Raw genomic sequence first — 19,480 nt, 5'->3', positions numbered from 1 at the left:
CATTCAAATACTTTCAATAATTTCAGAGAAACCTGGTATTTTGTCAGCTCCATGGCATCTATTTTTACGCAAAACTCAAGATTTATTTACAATTCTCTGATAAAATAGCAGCTGTGAGTGCGAGTTCAAAAAGTCAGGTTTTCAGCACCAAGAAGGTTGAATGAAGCTAGGGACTGAGGAGCGGAGCGTACGTGGGGTACGTGAGCACCGGAAGGCCCGGCTGAATTCAAGATTCGATGTCGAGTCCGCTTCCTGATTTCCTTCGTGATCAAAAGATGACTTTTTGAACTACCTCTATGATAGATTTGCATTTATATGTTGTGGAAGGGTGATGTATTCAATGAACCAAAGGAAAAGATTTGCTTCCGTACTGCTGAGCGCCACCGTACTGTTCGGCAGCTTCGGAGCCGCCGTCTCTGCGGCTCCGGCAACAGATGAGGCCGCTGCCCCTGAAGGCGGCAAACACATCACGATTTTACATACCAATGACGTGCATTCCCATGCCGTCGAGAACAAGGAAGAAATGGGTTACGCCAAGCTGGCCGGCATCATTGACAAGTACCGCAGCGAGAATCCCGACACCCTGCTGCTTGATGCCGGTGACGCCGTTCATGGCACCACCTTCGCTACGCTCGTCAACGGTGAAAGTGTCGTGAAAGTGATGAACGAGATGGGCTACGATGCCATGGCGCCAGGCAACCATGAATTCAACTACGGCTGGCAGCAGCTCGTGAAGCTGGCCGGTGAGATGAAATTCCCGCTGCTCAGCGCCAATGTGAAGCAAGCGGACGGCAACCGTTTGTTCAAGCCTTATGTCATTAAAGAAGTAGATGGTGTGAAAATCGGCATTATTGGCCTTACTACACCAGAGACGGCATACAAAACCAATCCTAAAAATGTGGAAGGCATTGATTTTGCCGCCCCTGCCGCAGAAGCACAGGCCATTGTGAACGAGATCAAGGATCAGGTTGACGTGGTCGTTGCCGTGGGTCATATTGGGCAGGATAAGTCCAGTGTGGATACCAGCCTGAAAGTTGCCCAGGAAGTGCCCGGCATCGACGTGTTCATCGACGGTCACAGCCATACTGTGCTTCAGGACGGGCTGGTTGGCGGCAATGACACGCTGATTGCAAGCGCTGGCGAATATTCCAAATTCCTCGGCGTGGTCGACCTGTATCTTGATGAAAATAACGATGTGGTCAGCAAAAAAGCAACGCTGGTAGACTCCAAGGAAGCCGCAGACATCCAGCCTGACGCTGATGTAAACGCCCTGGTGCAGTCCATCCAGGCCGAGCAAAAGCCGATTCTGGAGGAGAAAGTCGCCAACAGCGCAGTGAACCTGAACGGGGAACGTGAAAACGTGCGTGCTGGTGAAACCAACCTGGGCGATCTGGTCGCCGATGCGATCCGGGATGTCAGCGGCGCTGACGTGGCTTTGACGAATGGCGGCGGTATTCGTACCTCCATTCCTGCCGGTGATGTGACCAAAGGCCAGGTCATCTCTGTGCTTCCTTTTGGAAATCAGGTAGTCACCCTTGAAGTCACCGGCGCGGATATCAAAGCTGCGCTGGAGAACGGTGTATCCGCCTATCCTGAACCAAGCGGCGGATTTCCGCAGGTATCCGGCATGACGTTCAAGATTGATACGTCTGCTGCTGCAGGCAGCCGTGTCACTTCGCTGATGATCGACGGCAAGCCATACGATCCGGCAGCAACGTACACGCTGGCCACCAATGACTTTACGGCGGCAGGCGGCGACCAGTACACTATGTTTACGAAATACCCGCAGGCAGGCATGTTCGGTTCGCTGGATGAAGCGTTGATCAGCCACATGCAGGAGCTTGGCGCTGTCCATGTTCAGGCGGATGGACGGGTCACTTCTGCTGACGAAGGAAGCAATACGGGGACCGAGCCTGCACCGGCTCCTGTTCCGCAACCAACACCAGCACCTGTTGCAGAACCAACTCCTGTATCTGAAGTGGAGGAGCCCGCACCTGTGCCCGTTCCTGTTCCCAAGCCAAGCACACCGAAGCCTCAGGACACGGCAGCCGGCCAGGTTTATGTGGTAAAATCCGGCGATACGCTGTACGCGATTGCCGAGAACTACGGTACAACATGGCAGGAGCTGCAGAAGCTGAATAAAATCAAAAATGCACATTGGATTTATCCGGGGCAAAAAATTAAAATCCCTGCCTGATTTCCAATATTCATTCATGTTTAAAAACAACATTAAGAGAGTGGAACACGCCGGGTTACATCGGCTCCACTCTCTTTTTTTGGGTTGGCTTTGTCCGCTTATGCTGACATACGCTTCATTTACATGTAAGATGGATTAGAATAACATGCAAAAGGAGCCCTTTTTATGGTCTACATCATATACGATCTGGAGTTTACTGTCAGCCGCGATCCCCGCTACTCCTCCGAAATCATAGATATAGGCGCAGTCAAAATAGAGCAGCAGGGGGACGGGCTGGAGATCACCGACACCTTTCATACTTTCGTCCGCCCCTCCAACAGACCCGTGCTGTCCGCGGAAACCATTCGTTTTACCGGTATTACACAAAAGGATATCGATGCCGCTCCCCTGTTCCCTGAAGCGATCAAGCAGTTCAGTGAATGGCTTGGGACCGATCGTGTCTACAGCTTGTGCGCCTGGGGGCCCGATGACCGGATGAAGCTGGTGTCACACTGCCGTACTCATCATGTTGATCTGTCCTGGATCGTGAATACCAACGATATTCAAAAGCAGATTTCCCGCATTTTGAGCGGGCAAGGCAAATACCGCCAGCTCAGCCTGAGTCAGGTGCTGGAATTATGCCAGATCGAATTTGACGGCCGCCAGCACAGCGCCATGGATGATGCATTGAACACCGCACAGGTATTCATGCGTTATGTTGACCGGCTTGTCATGGAAACGAACAGCGCCACCGAGAATGAAGGCTCAGGGTCCAAGCTGGTATACTCAAGCACCGACGAGGATGACAGTGAACCCTATAATCCGTTTGGCAATCTGGCCGATCTGTTCAAAAAATAAGTCATTCCCCCTGCCCTCGGCTCTTATCACCGGGGGTCTTTGCTTGCTGCCACCTCTTCCTCGTGTTCAGGTTTAACATACATCCGGACCCAGGCAGCGAGCATGTCGGCAAAACGCTTGCGCTGGGCGGCAGGGTGTAGTATTTCAGCTCCAGGCCCAAACTTTTTCAGCCAGTTCAGAAATTCATTTTCATTATTCACCACAGCTTCGAAAAGCAGACTGCCATCCGACATTTGCTGTATATCCGGTTTTACAAACAGTTCTTCAGCCCGGACAGCCTCTGCCCATTCCGGAGAAAAGCGGACAACAAACCGGGTGGTGGCGCTGCCTTCTCCCTCCACTCCCCACGTATGCCTGAAAAAGGCCTCTACTTCCGTTTTATCTTTGGAAAAGGTGCGGGGAAGAATACGGACATTCCGGAAGCGGCTGATGCGGAACGTTCGAACGGCTGACCGGTAATGGCAATAGCCAAGCATGTAAAAGCGCCGTTCCTGTGGAATAAGACAATAAGGATCAATACGCAAAGTAGAGATTTCTTCGTCATGCGAGACAGGATGATACTCTACTTCTATCGTTTGCTGAGAAAGGCTGGCCATGATAATGGGCATCAAAAAATATGGCTGCTCTTCCCAGTCTGCCTGTCTCCCGAGCTGGATGATGTTGGATACCTGCTGGGCAATATGGGCCTGCTCGATTTTTTTCTTATGGGTCGAAGCCATGACTTTCTCGTACGCCCGTTCAAAAGCCGCAGGAAGCATCGGTTTAATTTTGTCCATAACGCCGGATAGCATGGAAAAGGCCGCAGCCTCCTCATCTGTCCAATTCGGAGGATACAAGGCAAAATTGCTAATAAAGGTGTAGCCCTTACCATGTCCCAGATTCGTAATCGGAATATGCATCGCGCTCAGCGCCTCCATATCCCGGTAAATGGTCCGTTCGGAAGTCTCACATCGTTCGGCAAGTTCTCTGGCAAGTATCCCCGGATTAGCCTGCACTATAGTGATAATCCGCATGAGTCGAATTAGTCGATCGGTCAATAGAGGCCCTCCTTTCACACACACTCGTTATGTAGCGAATTAGACCTACACAATTATCCTAAAAGTACAATATAAGTCATAATTCTGCGAAGTTACCGGCATTCCCGTTGCCTTTTTAAATAAATTTTTACATTGAAACCAAGACATTAAGCCTAAAGTGATGAATCACATCTGATAAGTGTAATTCCATTGCCGTTGTAAGCCCAAAAACATTTCGGCTTCCTGCAGGTAGTCCAGATCGCCAGTTCGGGCCGCCAGCAAAAGCAGCATATCTGCATGACTGCGCAATTTCCAGTTTCCTTCATCTCTCTTTCCTTTTTCGTAAGCGCGAAGTGCCTTCTTTAATACAGAGGATGATTCATCCATCTTCAACAATTTCTCTACTCTCGGATCGGCAGGAAGCTGAATCAGCCCCAGATGATAGGTGAATTGGGTATAGATGCGTTCCGTGCGGATCACCGTGCGCTTGTCCGCCAGCGGCTTGTACCAGCTCCATTCCATGGTCGCGACAGCCTGCTTCCCGCTGTTATGCTTGTCGAAGGAAAACACAAAAATGGCATGCTTATGCTTGCCGTTAAACATATGACCACAGTGAAGCACTGTTTCTTGCTCGTAAGCAACCTGCTTTGGATTGATTTTGGAACCGTTTTTATGTATCACCTTAACCCCGCTCTCCGGTATAATACGCAGCTGCAGATCGAATCCGATCAGCTTTGGCTGGACAGCCGCTTTTCTCTTGTAAACCGCTCCGCAGCCCCATTCTACAAGCAAATGTACCTGATCGGCACCCTTCGCAAAAACTGCTTCTTTGTCCCATGAGTAATTGACGTTGATAGTAGAATTCATTTTCCAAGTCCCTCCAATCTGGTAAATCATCTCTTACGTTAGCAGGAGACCTCGACACTATATTGTCAGGGAACATATGTTTCATGATAAAAATACATTTTTTGTGTACGAAAAGTAGATAATTATGTAAAAAGTTATAACCATTAACGAAAATAAATGCATAAAAACGAAAAATCAACCTGTATTAGCAGGTTGATTTTACTATTAGAACCAGGATCATTGAGAAGGAAGACGAAGGTATTCCTCTCCCTTGCTAACTACTTTCTTCATATGCCCCATTTAAGGTACACTTAAATCATGAACCGATAAAATAAAACTTTTCTTCAAATCACCCATGCTGGAATGAACGGTTAAGGAGGAGTCTGGATGAAAATCACTGTCAGGCGCAGGCTGGCTCCATACGTTCTTGCTGCGTCCCTGCTCGCCGGTATTCAGTTCTCCTTCCCTGGCAGCGCACAGGCGAGCTGGAACGATATTGTGGAGGGATGGGAGCGGTACTCCAATCTGCCCGATGAGGTCAATCGGCTGCATGAAAGCTACCAGCAGACCCAGGAGCAATTAAAGCAGGCCCAGGAAAACCTGAAGTCCTACCAGGAGCAGAACACACAATTACTGGAACAAAACCGCAAGCTGACCGAAACGGTAACTGAACTGACCCGGCTTCAACAACGGCGGGAAGCGGCCCTGCACCGGAATAAAATCATCTTCTGGACCTCACTTGCCCTGCTGGTTGGTTATTTTGTGTTGATCAGGCTGATGAGATATATGATGAAACGCAAGTCTGACCGGCTTTAAGGTGATGAACAGTTATCAGGAAAAAAAACGCAGCATGAAAGGATGTGCAGGTCATGAACATAACGGGCGGTGAGCATCAGGACAGCTCCTCAGGTACAGCGGTGACTTTTTCCCTGGAAGGCCGGGAGCTCGTTCATGTCCTGCATCCGCAGCAGATTATCGCTTACCGGGGCCCAAGCAGCGGCCGTTCCGACAAGCTGATGAATATCAAAGGAATTTACCGCAAACGGAAGCTGATCCAGGGCGACTTTACAGGACCGTGCCGTTTCACTGCAGCCCTTCCCCCAGGCTTCTCCCTGAAAATGATCACTCTGGAGGACGGAAGCGACTTGCTGTATGATTTCAAGCATCTTTTTTGCTACTCCAGTGGGATACACATGAAGACCAAGGTGCTGAGCATGAAAAATATGCTGTTCACCCGTGATGCTGTTAAAATCAAATTTGCAGGAAGCGGGCAAATCGGCTTGTTGACCCAAGGTATTGTCTGTCAGGAAGTGCTGCACCCGACGGAGCCGCTGTATATCGATGCCCGCAGCGTCATCGCCTATCCGGAGAACGCCAGCCTGGAGCTGACCGTTTATGGCAACAATCTGGCCAGTCAGCATATGAACTACCATTTTAAAATGACCGGCAAAGGCACGGTGCTGTTTCAGGCAGGTGAATACAACCGGCGGCTGGCGCAGGATCTGGACGACGAAGGCGTGATCAAACGCTTTCTGCGGGAGGCGCTGCCGTTCGGCGGTGTTTTCATTAAATAGAACAAATAGCACATTCATGTTATAATAGCCCCTGTGCCCTTTAGGACCAGCATCCGAAAGGACCAGAATTGAAGAGAATCCATGCGCCCGCATGGGAGAGGTTCGCGAACTCCCTCTATAAAAAACTAAGCTTGCTTTCCCGGATGGTGCCTCATTTCCGGCAAGGCCTGTTTTTTGTTGGATGTCAGTTCAAGAACTCTCTTTCTTCCCCGAGGCAGAGCCGGCGGCTCTGTACAATTTTAAGAAGATGGAGGGTTTTTTTATGCTTAAAAATGAAAAAGCTGTTGTCGTTTTCAGCGGTGGCCAGGACAGCACGACCTGCCTGTTCTGGGCAAAAGAGCAATTTGCCGAGGTAGAGGCCGTGACATTTGACTACGGCCAGCGCCACAAGCTGGAAATCGAGGTGGCTGCCGATATAGCTCGCGATTTGGGGATCCCCCAAACCGTGCTCGACATGAGCCTGCTAAATCAGCTGGCCCCGAATGCCCTTACGCGGAGCGATATCGGGATTACCCAGAAAGAGGGAGAGCTGCCAAGCACCTTTGTGGATGGGCGCAACCTGTTATTCCTCAGCTTTGCCGCCATTCTGGCCAAGCAGAAAGGGGCCCGCCACTTGATCACAGGTGTCTGCGAGACCGATTTCAGCGGTTATCCCGACTGCCGGGATGTATTCATCAAATCGCTGAATGTGACGCTGAATTTGTCAATGGACTACCAGTTTGTCATTCACACCCCGCTAATGTGGCTGAACAAGGCGGAAACATGGCGCATGGCCGATGAGCTGGGGGCCTTTGATTTTGTCAGATCCCGCACGCTCACCTGTTATAACGGCATTCAGGGGGACGGCTGCGGCGAATGTCCGGCCTGCAAGCTGCGCAGAGCCGGTCTGGAGCAGTACCTGGCCGAACGGGACACTGCCGGCAAGGGGGGCTCTGCTCATGCGTGAGCCCGGCACCTTCCGCATTGTTGACAAGCTGCAGAAGTTTGGAGAGGACATCCAGGCGGAGCAGCTTCGCTATCACGGCAAACGGGTGATGGTCAGCAAAGAATTCACATTTGATGCCGCCCACCATTTGCACGGCTATGAAGGCAAATGCAAAAACCTGCACGGACACACCTACAAGGTTGTATTCGGGGTGAGCGGATATCCCGGCGCTACGGGGCTGGTGCTTGATTTTGCAGACCTTAAAAGCATATGGAAGGAACGGATCGAAATTTATCTTGACCACCAGTATCTGAACGAAACGCTGCCTCCGATGAATACGACGGCGGAAAATATGGTCGTGTGGCTGTTTGATCAGATGGACGCCGCTCTGTCTTCATCAGAATACAGGGGGAGCGTGCAGGGTGGGCGCACCGAATTCGTGCGGCTGTATGAAACACCGACCAGCTATGCGGAAGCGAGACGGGAGTGGATGCTGGATGAGTAGCAGTGTGTCAAAAAGTCCTGCAGCCATCCCTGTGCTGGAAATATTCGGCCCTACAGTCCAGGGTGAAGGGATGGTCATCGGCCGTAAAACGATGTTCGTCCGTACCGCCGGCTGCGATTACCGCTGCTCCTGGTGCGATTCCGCCTTCACCTGGGACGGCAGCGCCAAGGACCAGATTCGCCGCCTGGAAGCGGAAGGCATCTGGCAGGAGCTGCAAGACATTGGCGGCGGCCGTTTCTCGCATGTGACCATTTCCGGCGGCAATCCGGCCCTGCTGCCGCAGATCTCCGCATTGGCAGAGCTGCTGCGCGGCCAGGGCGTGACTACCGCTGTCGAGACACAGGGCTCACGCTGGCAGGATTGGCTGATGGATATCGATGAAGTCACCATTTCCCCGAAGCCACCCAGCTCCGGCATGAACACCGACTGGAATGCGCTGGACGAAATGGTCCACCGGCTTTCCGGGCGGCCGCAAGGTTATGCCGTCAGCCTGAAGGTTGTTATTTTTGACGAAACCGACCTGGAATACGCCCGCTCCGTTCATCAGCGTTACCCGGATCAGGAGCTGTATCTGCAGACAGGCAATCCGGATGTGCATTCCCTCGATACAGAGGGGCAGGCGGCCTCGCTGCTGGCCCGCTATGAATGGTTGATTAACCGGGTCATGGAGGATGACCGGTTGAATGACGTACGCGTGCTTCCACAGCTACACACCTTGGTCTGGGGCAATAAAAGAGGCGTTTAACGGCATAGAACATTTATATTAAAGGAGATAAATCATGGCTGGCAGAGAAACAGAGGAAATGAAGGATATTACGCTCCTTGGCAACCAGGGGACCAATTACAAATTCGAGTACGATCCGGACATTCTGGAAAGCTTCGATAACAAGCATCCTTACCGCGATTATTTCGTAAAATTCAACTGCCCTGAATTTACAAGCCTGTGCCCGATCACCGGGCAGCCGGATTTTGCAACCATCTATATCAGCTATATCCCGGATATTAAAATGGTGGAAAGCAAATCGTTGAAGCTGTACCTGTTCAGCTTCCGCAATCACGGCGATTTTCACGAGGACTGTGTCAACATCATTATGAATGACCTGATCAAGCTGATGGATCCCCGCTATATTGAGGTATGGGGCAAATTCACGCCGCGTGGCGGTATTTCCATCGATCCGTACTGCAATTACGGGCGTCCAGGCACCAAGTTCGAGGAAATGGCACAGCAGCGGCTGTTCAACCATGATCTGTATCCGGAAAAGGTCGATAACCGGTAAACGTACGAGAGGCGGGCATCCGCCTCTTTTTTATTTTGCGGCATAATTTTATTCCAAATTGTGTAAATAGGGTTGCCAGGATGACATCACTGCATTATCTTTAAAAATATACATATCAGCGCTGCTAAGCTGCTGTTACAACCGGAGGTACTCATGTCAATGAAATCTGCTGTCAAAAGCGCCGGCAGCCCGCTGCCCATTCCCGGCCAGAAACCAAAGGCCACGGTATTCGCCATTTTGCTGGCCATCAGCCTTGTGCATCTGTTCAACGATACCATTCAGTCGGTGATCCCGGCGATTTTCCCGATTTTGATGGATTCGATGAAGCTCACCTACACCCAGCTCGGCTGGATTTCCTTTGCCATTAATTTTACGGCTTCCATCATGCAGCCTGTGGTCGGCTGGTTCTCTGACAAGCGGCCTACCCCTTCCCTGCTGCCGATCGGCATGGGCTTTACCCTGACGGGCATGCTGCTGCTTGCCTTTGCGCAGGATTATGCGGCCGTGCTGCTCTCGGTTGTCTTCGTCGGACTCGGCTCCGCCGCCTTTCACCCGGAAGGCTCACGTGTCTCCCATATGGCTGCCGGATCGCGTCGGGGACTCGCCCAGTCCATCTTTCAGGTTGGGGGCAATGCCGGACAGTCGCTTGCCCCGCTGCTGACGAGCCTTGTATTTGTGCCTTTGGGCCAGTTCGGAGCCATCTGGTTCACCGTGGTTGCCGGTGCGGGCATTCTCGTACAGCTATTCATCGCCCGCTGGTATGGACGGATGCTGCAGACCGATCTGTACCAGCGCAAGCAGAAAGCGCAGGCGCAGAAGCTTAGACCGGACGTGAAGAACCGCATTCTGTTCGCCATGATCGTTCTTATTGTGATCGTGTTCGTGCGTTCATGGTATAACGCTTCGATCGGCAGCTATTATTCATTTTATCTGATCCAGGTGTTCCATCTGCCGCTGGAAACAGCTATGGTTTACATTTTCCTGTTTCTTGGCGCAGGTGCGCTCGGCACCTTCTTCGGCGGTCCGCTGGCAGACCGCTTCGGCAAGCGCAACATGATCTTCCTGTCAATGGCACTCGCCGCGCCGCTGGCGCTGCTGCTGCCGTATGCCAATCTGTTCTGGACCGGTGTATTGCTCGCGCTGATTGGTTTCATCATGCTGTCCAGCTTCTCGGTAACGGTGGTCTATGCCCAGATGCTCGTTCCGGGCAAAATTGGCACCATTTCCGGTCTGATCACGGGGCTCGCCTTCGGCCTTGGCGGTGTCGGCGCACTCGTGCTCGGAAACTGGATCGACAGGGCGGGCATTGAGAATGTCATGATGCTGTGCGGCTTCCTTCCCCTGCTCGGTGTATTAAGCTTCCTGTTGCCTTCCGACAAGCAGTTGAACCGCTGGGCTGAGGAAAACGGAGCTGAAGTATAAGAGCAGACGCTCCGGGAACGAACCATTCCTACTCCGCAAGCCTCTGCAGAATGCGGCGCTTTTTGTACAGCATTTTCCCTGCCTCGGCCACATCACCGATAGCGCTGCGGTTAATAAGTGAGCCGAACAGCATACCCGCCACGGGTACGAGCTGAAACAGCTTTTTCCAGCCGAAGTTATCCATATAGGTAGTTACGACCTCACGCCAGCCCTGAATTTGCGCTGCGACCTGATCTTCGCCGTCCCGTGGCTCATCGTAGCGGGCCAGTTCCTCCAGCACCGCCTTCTTGCCAACAATATCGGAGGAAGCAAACTGGAGGCATTTGATGATGAACACACGCTCGCGCTTGTCCTTCGGATCGAACCCGTAACAAATAGCCGACTCCTGCAGCACCCTCAGCGACAATCCGAGCACAAGCGGAATATCTGCGGCTAATGTGAAAATCCCTCCGATGCCTGTTGTCGCTCCCTGCGCCGTAGCAAAGGTGACCCGCCCGGAGGCCAGATCATCGGCAGTCTGGTCCATCACAGCTATCGGAAGCCTGGCGACCCGCTCCAGCGTCAGCGGCTCTTCCTCCTTGGCGGCCTTCTGCATCCGTTTAAGGACCGCATTCTCGCTGACGAGGTACTGGCCGCCAGTCTGCACAAAGCTGCCGAGCTCATTCAAGGCGGCGCCGATTTTGTCCTTGATCGCCTTGGGGGTGATTTTATCCAGCAGCATAAACGGAATACGCCCGATTTTCTCCCAAAAGAACACATCCTTCTGTTCCTTCTCCCACCGCTCTATTTTCCTGATTTCGTCCTGCAGAAACTCCCGGCTTTCCGGTACCCCGGTTTGCTGCTCCATAATCTTGCCCCTCTTTCAGAGATGTAATCTATTCTAGTTATTACGCACATAACATGGAAAAGGAAACAGTCCGACGTTGACAACTCCGTTCTTTTTCGCAAGAATATGTAATGATATATAGAACGGAAAATATTCGCTTGAAAGGGCACGGCGCGTCAGGAGGAGCGCCTGCCCTTTTCTTGCCTGACGGTTTATCCGTCCGAAAGGAGCGAGTCCTTTGAACGATAAGGAACTATTAAAGGATTATGTCAGAAAGCATTGGGCGGTATACATGGTCGCTGTTCTGCTCATCATCGCCTCCAATATCGATCAGGCCCTGCTTCCGCTGCTGCTTGGTCGGTTTACCGACCGTCTCCAGCAGGAACTGCTCACCATGCAGGATGTGATCCGCTACAGTCTGCTGCTGCTTGCCGTTGCCGTATCCTACAATGTCCTGTTTGCGCTCGGGCAGTACACCATTATGAAATTGGGCAGACGTTTTGAATTTTTCACACGTGACAAGCTGTTCGGCAAATTTTCCGAGCTTGGTGTACAGTATTATGCCAAGCAGGGCAACGGCAAGCTGCTCAGCTATGTCATGAACGACGTGACCTATGTGCGGGAAGCCATTTCTAACGGGATTACCCAGACGACAAACGCCGTTTTTTTGCTTCTCTCCTGTGTCGTGATGATGCTGGCGAGCGGAATACCTCCCCTGCTCATCTGTATTAGCGCGGGGCCGCTGGTGCTGATCCCTTTTCTCGTCGTCTACTTCGGCCCGCGCATTCGTGACCGATCCAGGCGTGTGCAGGAGACGATTGCGGCCATGACGGAAGCAGCCGAGGAGCAGCTTGGCGGCATCCGGGTCTCCAAAACGTTCGCCGTCGAAGACATCACACGTGAGCGTTTTGGGGTAAAGGTGGACGACATTACAGAGAAGCAGCTGAAGCTTGTGCGGATGTCCTCCCTGTTTCAGGCACTGCTTCCGTTTCTCGGCTCCATCTCGCTTGTCATTTCGCTGCTTACCGGTGGTATTATGGTCATGCACGGCAGCGTTACACTCGGCAGCTTTGTGGCCCTTACCCTGTATTTGCGCATCATCGCAGGCCCGCTGCAGCAGATTGGCAATGTCATTAACATGATGCAGCGCTCAGGCGCCTCTCTGGAAAGAGTAAATAAGCTGATGGCTGAGATGCCCGACGTCCGCGACCGCGATCAAGCGGTGACTCTTGCCTCCGTTCAACATATTGCGCTGCGCGGTCTGACCTTCAGCTATTCAGGAAGCAACCAGCCGTCCCTTAAGGATCTGAACCTGCTGATCCGCGAAGGGCAGACCCTTGGCATTGTGGGCAGGACCGGCAGCGGGAAGAGCACCCTTATCCATTTGCTGCTGCGCATTTATGACCCTCCTGAGGGAAGCGTATGGATCAATGGCAGGGACATTCATGAATACTCGCTTGACAGCCTTCGCTCCACCATTGCCTATGTGCCGCAGGACGGCTTCCTGTTCAGCACCACCATTCGCGACAACATCGCATTCAGCGACCGCTCCGCATCCATGCGCCACATTGAGGACGGGGCCAGGCAGGCGATGATTTATGACAATATCATCCGCTTCCCCGACCGGTTCGATACCCGGCTTGGCGAACGCGGTGTCACCCTGTCCGGCGGACAGCGACAGCGCACGAGCCTTGCACGCGGCCTGATCAAAAATTCATCGCTGCTTATTCTTGATGACAGCATGAGCGCCGTGGATGCCATGACAGAGAAGGGCATCCTCGCCAGCCTGCGCAAAATGCGCAAAGGAAAGACGACGCTGATCGTCTCGCACCGCATCAGCGCGGTCATGCATGCGGACCATATTATCGTGCTTGAGGAAGGGCGATTGGCGGAGTCCGGAACACATGCCGAGCTGCTTGCGCGACAGGGAATTTACGCAGCCATGCACAAACTGCAGGAGGAGGGATTACAGGATGCAACAGACCAGTACCGTGTCAACAGGTCATGAACCCGGGAAACCGGCGAAGGGCAGAGCGAGTGCGTTTCGCGCCATTTCAGGATACGCCCGCCCACATGCCTGGACCTTCACGGCCATCGCGCTGTGCTCGCTGCTCGGAATTTCCGCCGACCTCCTGCAGCCGTATCTCGTAAAAATTGTTATTGATGACCATCTGGCGATCGGGCGGAATGATACCGGCTTTCTTGTCGGCATCAGCCTTGTATATTTCGCGCTGGCAGCCATCAGCTTCGCTTTCACTTATGTGCAGAACAATCTGCTGCAATATGCTGGACAAAGTGTGGTTGCCCGTATCCGCAAGGATCTGTTCGACCATATTTCCCGCTTGTCCATGTCTTTCTTCGACCGGTTTCACACCGGCAGTCTCGTAACCAACGTCTCTAGTGACACGGAGACGATCAGCCAGTTCTTCACCCAGGTGCTGCTCAGTCTCATCCGTGACGGCATGATGCTGGTGCTTATTATCTATCTCATGTTCAGACTGGACCCGCTGCTGGCCTGGTATGCAGTGCTTATCCTGCCGGTTGTCGCCATCATCGCCGTTTCCTTCCGCTCCTACCTGCGGAGGACCTACCAGCAGGCTCGTAGCCGCTTGTCCCGCCTGATCGCCTTCACGGCCGAGAATCTGGCGGGCATGTTCCTGATTCAGTCCTTCCGGCAGGAGAAGGAGCAAATCCGCCGTTTTGACGAGCAGAACCGGGATTATCTTGCCGCCAACATTAAGCAAGCCCGGTCGAACGTGCTGTTTAACAGAACATTCGACATTCTCGGTAATGCCGCGCTGGCGCTCATCGTCTGGCTTGGCGGCAAAGCCGTGCTGGACGGTGCCATCCAGTTCGGGGTGCTGTATGCATTCATCAGTTATATCCGGCAGTTCTTTCAACCGATCAACCAGATTACATCTCAGTGGAATACCCTGCAATCCACAACAGTGTCCATGGAACGGATTTGGCGGATCTTATCAACAGAGCCGGATGTCCGCGATCCCCGTCCGGAGCAGACTGCCTCTCTGCAGCCAGAGGATGTGCAGGGACAGATCGATTTTGAAAATGTCAGCTTTGGTTATAACCCGGATGTGCCGGTCATCACCAATCTCAATCTCCACATTGCACCAGGCCAAATGATTGGTGTCGTAGGCGCGACAGGAGCCGGCAAAAGCACCTTGATCAGCCTGCTCAACCGCTTCTACGATAGATCGGAGGGCAGTATCCGGATTGATGGCAACGATATCCGCAGGTTCCCGCAGGAGCTTCTGCACCGGATGGTCGGCCTGATTCAGCAGGAACCGTTCCTGTTCTCCGGCTCCATCATCGACAATGTGCGGCTGTTCCGGCAGGACATTTCCCGCGAGCAGGTCATGGAAGCCTGCCGCTTCGTCGGAGCTCATCCGATGATCGCGCGCCTCCCGGAGGGGTATGATACCCTGCTGTCCGAACGCGGAAGCGGACTGTCCGCCGGGGAAAGGCAGCTGATCTCTTTTGCCCGGATCGTCGTCTTTGAACCGAAAATTCTTATTCTGGATGAAGCAACTGCCAATCTGGATTCACATACCGAGCAGCTCGTGCAGCAGGCTTTGCATACCGTTTCCACAGGACGCACCACCATAGTCATCGCCCACCGCCTGTCCACGGTCATGCATGCAGACAACATCATCGCCATGAAGGACGGGCAGATCGTCGAGCAGGGCCCACATGGAACGCTGATGGCCCTGGACGGGTATTATGCGGACCTGTACCGTCACGCCAAGGAAGCGGGCAATCCAGGTTAACACGGCTTTTTCACGGTTCACGGCATCCGCTCCCGGCTGCAGCTGCGGATATACAACAAACGGCAAGCCCGCTCCTCCCAAAGGAGATCAGGCTTGCCGTTTTTTTATCTACACCAGTTACTGTGTCTGACAGGGCTTAAGTTTTATGAAGCAAGCGGAAAGGTTATACAGCCCTTTTATTCTTGTTGTATATATCAAATGCCACAGCCAGCAGCAGTACGAGCCCTTTAATGCCCTGCTGCCAGTCGATGCCGAGACCAATCAGCGACATCCCGTTGTTCAGTACGCCCATAACGAGGCCACCGATGATGGCGCCGAACACGGTACCGATCCCGCCTGAAGCCGAAGCGCCGCCGATGAAGCAGGCCGCAATGGCGTCAAGCTCGAAGTTGGTGCCCGCCCGCGGTGTCGCCGCATTCAAACGGGCAGCGAAGATCAGGCCCGAGACGGCGGATAGCACGCCCATGTTCACAAACACCCAGAAGGTAACTTTTTTCGTTTTGACACCGGATAAGCCTGCTGCTTTTTCGCTGCCACCCAGCGCATAGATATGGCGTCCCATAATCGTCCGGTTCATCACGAAGGAGTACACCACGATCAGGATAAAGAGCAGCACAAGAATGTTGGGAATCCCGGAATAGCTGGCAAGTACAATCGTAAATGCGTTAATGATCGCAGCCACAACCACCAGCTTCAGAATGAACAGCCCCTGCGGGGACAGTTCAAATCCGTACTTGCTCTGTGCCTTGCGGTCGCGCAGCTCGTTGATGATGTACCAGACGGTCAGCACGATCCCAACCAGAATGGCTACCATATTCATTCCCGACCCGCCGAAGCCCGGAATAAAGCCTGAGCTGATCTTCTGGAACCCGCCCGGGAAAGGGGAGATTGACTGCCCTTCCAGCACGATCATCGTCAAACCGCGGAACAACAGCATCCCGGCCAGTGTGACGATAAAGGCGGGAATCCGCACATAGGCAACCCAGAAGCCCTGCCATGCCCCGATCAGCCCCCCGATGATCAGGGATGCGATGACAGCGAGCCATGGCGGAAGCTGCATATCCACCATCATGATGGCCGAAATTGCGCCTACAAACGCGGCGATGGACCCGACCGACAGATCGATGTGTCCCGTAATGATGACAAGCACCATGCCGATGGCCAGTACGAGAATATAGCTGTTTTGCAAAATCAGATTCGTAATATTGATCGGCTGCAGCAGCAATCCGCCAGTAAGGATTTCAAACAGGAGCATAATGACGACAAGCGCGATAATCATGCCGTACTGGCGGACATTGCCTTTGAACATTTTCGATATGGTTTCCATGCTTATACCCCTCCCGACTTGGTCATATATCTCATCAATACTTCCTGCGATGCCTCTTCCCGGCTGACTTCACCGGTAATTTGTCCGGCGTTCATGACATAAATCCGGTCAGACAAGCCCAGCACCTCGGGAAGCTCGGAGGAAATGACCAGCACTCCTTTGCCCTCGGCCGCCAGCTTGTGAATGATCGTATAAATTTCAAATTTGGCCCCGACGTCAATGCCCCGTGTCGGTTCATCCAGGATCAGAATATCCGGATCGGCGAAAATCCATTTGCCCAGCACGACCTTCTGCTGGTTGCCACCGCTGAGATTGCCCGTTTTCTGCAAAATGCTCGGCGCCTTAATGTTCATTCGTTTACGCATATCCTCCGCTACCAGCACTTCTTCACGTTCGTTCACGACCATACCGTTTGTCAGCTTGGCAAGGCCGGTCAGCGAGATATTACGCTTGATATCATCCATCAGAATGAGCCCGTACTCCTTGCGGTCCTCCGTCACATAGGCAAAACCGTTGGCAATGGCCTCGTTAATCGTATTATTGCGGATCTCCCTGCCCTCTTTCAGGAGGGTGCCGCTGATGTTCCTGCCGTAGGATTTGCCGAAAATGCTCATGGCCAGCTCTGTGCGACCAGCCCCCATTAATCCTGCAATGCCGACGATTTCACCTTTACGGATGTTCATGTTCACCCGGTTCAGCACCTTGCGGTCCGCATGATGCTCGTGGTATACCGTCCAATCCTTGATCTCCAGGATCACATCCCCAATCTTCGGATCGCGTTCAGGATAACGATGCGTCAGGTCACGGCCCACCATGCCGCTGATGATGCGGTCTTCGGTCACCTCGTCCTGCTTCATGTCCATCGTCTCGATCGTTTTGCCGTCACGCAGAATCGTGATGGAATCGGACACCTTGGCCACTTCGTTCAGCTTGTGCGAGATCAGAATGCAGGCGATGCCCTGCTTCTTGAATTCAAGCATCAGATTCAACAGATTTTCACTGTCGTCTTCATTCAGGGCGGCTGTCGGCTCATCCAAAATGAGGAGCTTCACCCTTTTGGACAGCGCTTTCGCAATTTCCACCAGTTGCTGCTTGCCAACCCCGATATTGGTCACCAGCGTATTCGGATTCTCGTTCAGTCCGACCTTGGCCAGCAGCTCCCTTGTGCGGACCTGTGTCTCATGCCAGTTAATAATGCCGCGGCTGGCACGTTCATTGCCGAGAAAAATATTTTCCGCAATGGACAGGTCCGGGATCAATGCCAGCTCCTGATGGATGATGACGATGCCAAGCTCTTCGCTGTCCTTGATATTTTTAAATTCGCATACCTTGCCCTCGAACAGAATATCGCCTTCATACGTTCCGTGGGGATACACGCCGCTCAGCACCTTCATCAGCGTGGACTTGCCTGCCCCGTTCTCTCCGCAAAGGGAATGAATTTCCCCCGCTTTGACCTTCAGATTGACATTCTCCAGCGCCTTCACGCCGGGAAAGGTCTTCGTAATGTTTCGCATTTCCAGAATCGTTCCGGACATTCCGTCATCGCTCCCTTCATGAAACCAATTGTGCTGCACCGTTTGCCGTTCTGCCGGCCGTTAAAGTCCGATTTCCTCAGCAGTATAATATCCGGTCCCCACAATGTCTTTTTCCACATTCGTCCTGTCCACGGATACCGGTTCAAGCAGATAAGCGGGGACAACCATGATGCCATTATCATAAGAAGTCGTATCGTTTACCTCCGCTTTTTCCCCTTTCAGAATGCTGTTGGCCATCTTGACTGTCTGCTCAGCCAGCTTGCGCGTATCCTTGAATACCGTCATCGTCTGCTCACCCGCTACAATCGATTTGATGGAGGCCAGCTCCGCATCCTGCCCGGTGATGACTGGCAGAGGCTTGCTCTCCGTACCATAGCCGATGCCCTTCAGGGAAGAAATGATCCCGATGCTGATGCCGTCATAAGGGGACAGCACCGCGTCAATGTTCTCCGACGAATAGTAAGCGCTCAGCAAATTATCCATACGCGACTGAGCCAGTGCCCCGTCCCAGCGCAGCGTCGCAATCTGTGCCATCGTCATCTGCTTGCTTCTTACGACCAGCTTGCCAGAATCGATGTAGGGCTGCAGCACAGACATGGCGCCGTCAAAGAAAAAGTAGGCGTTATTGTCATCCGGCGAACCGCCGAACAATTCAATATTAAAGGGCCCCTTGCCTTCCTTCAGCCCAAGCTTTTCCTCGATATAGGAGCCCTGGAGCTGACCTACCTTGAAATTGTCGAAGGTCGCATAGTAGGTCAAGTATTCGGTATTGCGAATCAGCCGGTCATACGAAATGACCGCAATCCCCTGATCATGGGCCTTCTTGATCACATCCGTCAGCGTATTGCCGTCAATGGAGGCAATCACGATGACATCCACACCCTTGGTGATCATGTTCTCGATCTGGGCAATCTGGTTCTCAATTACATCCTCGGCATACTGCAGATCGGTTTTGTAGCCCTGCTCCTGGAACAGACGCACCATATTTTCACCGTCCGCTACCCAGCGCTCGGAGGATTTGGTCGGCATCGCGATGCCGATGTAACCTTTTTCTTTATCTCCCGCACTGCTTTCCGCCAGATTGCAAGCGGTGCATACGACAGCCAGCAGGAGAACGAGCAGCACAACAGCCCCTTTTTTCATGCGGAACTCTCCTTTCTTGATACTGACCTGAATGGCAAAATGCACTCCATTCCAATAAAAAAAGATAACGCTTTCATAATTTTCTCTGTTTAATCTTAACACCGCCTTTCCGCACGGTCTTTGCAGCAAAGCAACCTTTTTTATAAAATTTTAACTTTTCTTGCGTCTCAACAGGTTCATTCCAGTCAAAATCGGATAGGAGGCTATCCATTAGTTGGATAGCCGACCTTCCACACCACCGTACGTACCGTTCGGTATACGGCGG

The 19,480-nt window shown here is 52.6% G+C and carries 17 protein-coding genes and 1 riboswitch; of the genes, 11 read left to right on the top strand and 6 right to left on the bottom strand.

Going from position 1 to position 19,480, the window contains the following annotated elements:
* The first annotated feature begins 340 nt into the window (after positions 1-340).
* Together ACE5LO_RS23315 and ACE5LO_RS23310 are read left to right on the top strand one after the other, a co-directional pair.
* Entirely contained in the window at positions 341-2,197 is a 1,857-nt protein-coding gene (locus tag ACE5LO_RS23315; RefSeq protein ID WP_375522361.1) for a 5'-nucleotidase C-terminal domain-containing protein, read from the top strand.
* A gap of 165 nt (positions 2,198-2,362) precedes the next feature.
* Positions 2,363-3,034, top strand: a complete 672-nt coding sequence (locus ACE5LO_RS23310) for a 3'-5' exonuclease (protein WP_375522360.1) — start codon at positions 2,363-2,365, stop codon at positions 3,032-3,034.
* 26 nt (positions 3,035-3,060) lie between these two features.
* On the opposite strand, the gene ACE5LO_RS23305 is transcribed toward ACE5LO_RS23310, so the two are convergent.
* Positions 3,061-4,071 (bottom strand): helix-turn-helix transcriptional regulator, encoded by a 1,011-nt coding sequence (locus tag ACE5LO_RS23305; RefSeq protein WP_375522359.1) that lies wholly within the window; start codon positions 4,069-4,071, stop codon positions 3,061-3,063.
* Positions 4,072-4,236: 165 nt separating this feature from the next.
* On the bottom strand, positions 4,237-4,917 hold the full coding sequence (locus ACE5LO_RS23300) for a hypothetical protein (RefSeq protein ID WP_375522358.1): 681 nt from the start codon (positions 4,915-4,917) through the stop codon (positions 4,237-4,239).
* A 366-nt stretch (positions 4,918-5,283) separates the two neighbouring features.
* Here ACE5LO_RS23300 and ACE5LO_RS23295 point away from each other — a divergent pair, with 366 nt between their 5' ends.
* The 7 genes from ACE5LO_RS23295 to ACE5LO_RS23265 all read left to right on the top strand — a co-directional run bounded on the left by ACE5LO_RS23295 (position 5,284) and on the right by ACE5LO_RS23265 (position 10,599).
* Positions 5,284-5,712: a hypothetical protein gene (locus ACE5LO_RS23295; RefSeq protein ID WP_375522357.1), complete on the top strand. Its 429-nt coding sequence runs from the start codon at positions 5,284-5,286 to the stop codon at positions 5,710-5,712.
* Between the two features lie 53 nt (positions 5,713-5,765).
* Complete coding sequence (locus ACE5LO_RS23290; RefSeq protein WP_375522356.1) at positions 5,766-6,470, top strand: AIM24 family protein; 705 nt, start codon at positions 5,766-5,768, stop codon at positions 6,468-6,470.
* A gap of 91 nt (positions 6,471-6,561) precedes the next feature.
* A riboswitch (PreQ1 riboswitch) is annotated at positions 6,562-6,600 on the top strand.
* A 132-nt stretch (positions 6,601-6,732) separates the two neighbouring features.
* On the top strand, positions 6,733-7,416 hold the full coding sequence (gene queC / locus ACE5LO_RS23285; protein WP_375522355.1) for a 7-cyano-7-deazaguanine synthase QueC: 684 nt from the start codon (positions 6,733-6,735) through the stop codon (positions 7,414-7,416).
* Positions 7,409-7,900 (top strand): 6-carboxytetrahydropterin synthase QueD, encoded by a 492-nt coding sequence (gene queD, locus ACE5LO_RS23280; protein WP_375522354.1) that lies wholly within the window; start codon positions 7,409-7,411, stop codon positions 7,898-7,900. The genes queC and queD overlap by 8 nt, the downstream gene beginning before the upstream one ends.
* Positions 7,893-8,645, top strand: a complete 753-nt coding sequence (gene queE, locus ACE5LO_RS23275; protein ID WP_375522353.1) for a 7-carboxy-7-deazaguanine synthase QueE — start codon at positions 7,893-7,895, stop codon at positions 8,643-8,645. Before queD ends, queE begins: the two co-directional genes overlap by 8 nt.
* 34 nt (positions 8,646-8,679) lie before the next feature.
* The gene (gene queF / locus ACE5LO_RS23270) at positions 8,680-9,177 is read left to right on the top strand and encodes a preQ(1) synthase (protein WP_375522352.1); all 498 of its coding nucleotides are present in this window, start codon (positions 8,680-8,682) and stop codon (positions 9,175-9,177) included.
* Between the two features lie 153 nt (positions 9,178-9,330).
* A complete protein-coding gene (locus ACE5LO_RS23265; protein WP_375522351.1) occupies positions 9,331-10,599 on the top strand; it encodes an MFS transporter in 1,269 nt (422 codons plus the stop codon).
* A gap of 28 nt (positions 10,600-10,627) precedes the next feature.
* Here ACE5LO_RS23265 and ACE5LO_RS23260 read toward each other — a convergent pair whose 3' ends face one another.
* Positions 10,628-11,446 (bottom strand): EcsC family protein, encoded by an 819-nt coding sequence (locus ACE5LO_RS23260; RefSeq protein WP_375522350.1) that lies wholly within the window; start codon positions 11,444-11,446, stop codon positions 10,628-10,630.
* Positions 11,447-11,663: 217 nt separating this feature from the next.
* Between ACE5LO_RS23260 and ACE5LO_RS23255 the strand changes: the two genes are divergently transcribed.
* On the top strand, positions 11,664-13,433 hold the full coding sequence (locus tag ACE5LO_RS23255; RefSeq protein ID WP_375522349.1) for an ABC transporter ATP-binding protein: 1,770 nt from the start codon (positions 11,664-11,666) through the stop codon (positions 13,431-13,433).
* Entirely contained in the window at positions 13,399-15,210 is a 1,812-nt protein-coding gene (locus ACE5LO_RS23250) for an ABC transporter ATP-binding protein (protein ID WP_375522348.1), read from the top strand. Before ACE5LO_RS23255 ends, ACE5LO_RS23250 begins: the two co-directional genes overlap by 35 nt.
* Before the next feature lie 163 nt (positions 15,211-15,373).
* Here ACE5LO_RS23250 and mmsB read toward each other — a convergent pair whose 3' ends face one another.
* From mmsB to chvE, 3 genes are read right to left on the bottom strand one after another with little or no spacing between them, the layout of a single operon-like run.
* A complete protein-coding gene (mmsB, locus tag ACE5LO_RS23245) occupies positions 15,374-16,537 on the bottom strand; it encodes a multiple monosaccharide ABC transporter permease (protein WP_375522347.1) in 1,164 nt (387 codons plus the stop codon).
* A gap of 2 nt (positions 16,538-16,539) precedes the next feature.
* Complete coding sequence (mmsA, locus tag ACE5LO_RS23240; protein ID WP_375522346.1) at positions 16,540-18,072, bottom strand: multiple monosaccharide ABC transporter ATP-binding protein; 1,533 nt, start codon at positions 18,070-18,072, stop codon at positions 16,540-16,542.
* A 60-nt stretch (positions 18,073-18,132) separates the two neighbouring features.
* Positions 18,133-19,215, bottom strand: coding sequence for a multiple monosaccharide ABC transporter substrate-binding protein (gene chvE / locus ACE5LO_RS23235; RefSeq protein WP_375522345.1), 1,083 nt, complete (start codon positions 19,213-19,215; stop codon positions 18,133-18,135).
* Between the last annotated feature and the right edge of the window lie 265 nt (positions 19,216-19,480).

It is taken from the genome of Paenibacillus medicaginis (assembly GCF_042138635.1).
In the GTDB taxonomy this organism is placed as follows: domain Bacteria; phylum Bacillota; class Bacilli; order Paenibacillales; family Paenibacillaceae; genus Paenibacillus; species Paenibacillus medicaginis.
The sequence above is the reverse complement of the archived record's forward strand: the minus strand, read 5'-3'. Positions and strand labels throughout refer to the sequence as shown.

What these genes read in the sequence shown, in the direction of transcription:
- ACE5LO_RS23315 (WP_375522361.1), top strand. Translation starts at nt 341, where the DNA reads ATGAACCAAAGGAAAAGATTTGCTTCCGTACTGCTGAGCGCCACCGTA.
- ACE5LO_RS23310 (WP_375522360.1), top strand. Translation starts at nt 2,363, where the DNA reads ATGGTCTACATCATATACGATCTGGAGTTTACTGTCAGCCGCGATCCC.
- ACE5LO_RS23300 (WP_375522358.1), bottom strand. Translation starts at nt 4,917, where the DNA reads ATGAATTCTACTATCAACGTCAATTACTCATGGGACAAAGAAGCAGTT.
- ACE5LO_RS23295 (WP_375522357.1), top strand. Translation starts at nt 5,284, where the DNA reads ATGAAAATCACTGTCAGGCGCAGGCTGGCTCCATACGTTCTTGCTGCG.
- ACE5LO_RS23290 (WP_375522356.1), top strand. Translation starts at nt 5,766, where the DNA reads ATGAACATAACGGGCGGTGAGCATCAGGACAGCTCCTCAGGTACAGCG.
- queC (WP_375522355.1), top strand. Translation starts at nt 6,733, where the DNA reads ATGCTTAAAAATGAAAAAGCTGTTGTCGTTTTCAGCGGTGGCCAGGAC.
- queD (WP_375522354.1), top strand. Translation starts at nt 7,409, where the DNA reads ATGCGTGAGCCCGGCACCTTCCGCATTGTTGACAAGCTGCAGAAGTTT.
- queE (WP_375522353.1), top strand. Translation starts at nt 7,893, where the DNA reads ATGAGTAGCAGTGTGTCAAAAAGTCCTGCAGCCATCCCTGTGCTGGAA.
- queF (WP_375522352.1), top strand. Translation starts at nt 8,680, where the DNA reads ATGGCTGGCAGAGAAACAGAGGAAATGAAGGATATTACGCTCCTTGGC.
- ACE5LO_RS23265 (WP_375522351.1), top strand. Translation starts at nt 9,331, where the DNA reads ATGTCAATGAAATCTGCTGTCAAAAGCGCCGGCAGCCCGCTGCCCATT.
- ACE5LO_RS23260 (WP_375522350.1), bottom strand. Translation starts at nt 11,446, where the DNA reads ATGGAGCAGCAAACCGGGGTACCGGAAAGCCGGGAGTTTCTGCAGGAC.
- ACE5LO_RS23250 (WP_375522348.1), top strand. Translation starts at nt 13,399, where the DNA reads ATGCAACAGACCAGTACCGTGTCAACAGGTCATGAACCCGGGAAACCG.
- mmsB (WP_375522347.1), bottom strand. Translation starts at nt 16,537, where the DNA reads ATGGAAACCATATCGAAAATGTTCAAAGGCAATGTCCGCCAGTACGGC.
- mmsA (WP_375522346.1), bottom strand. Translation starts at nt 18,072, where the DNA reads ATGTCCGGAACGATTCTGGAAATGCGAAACATTACGAAGACCTTTCCC.
- chvE (WP_375522345.1), bottom strand. Translation starts at nt 19,215, where the DNA reads ATGAAAAAAGGGGCTGTTGTGCTGCTCGTTCTCCTGCTGGCTGTCGTA.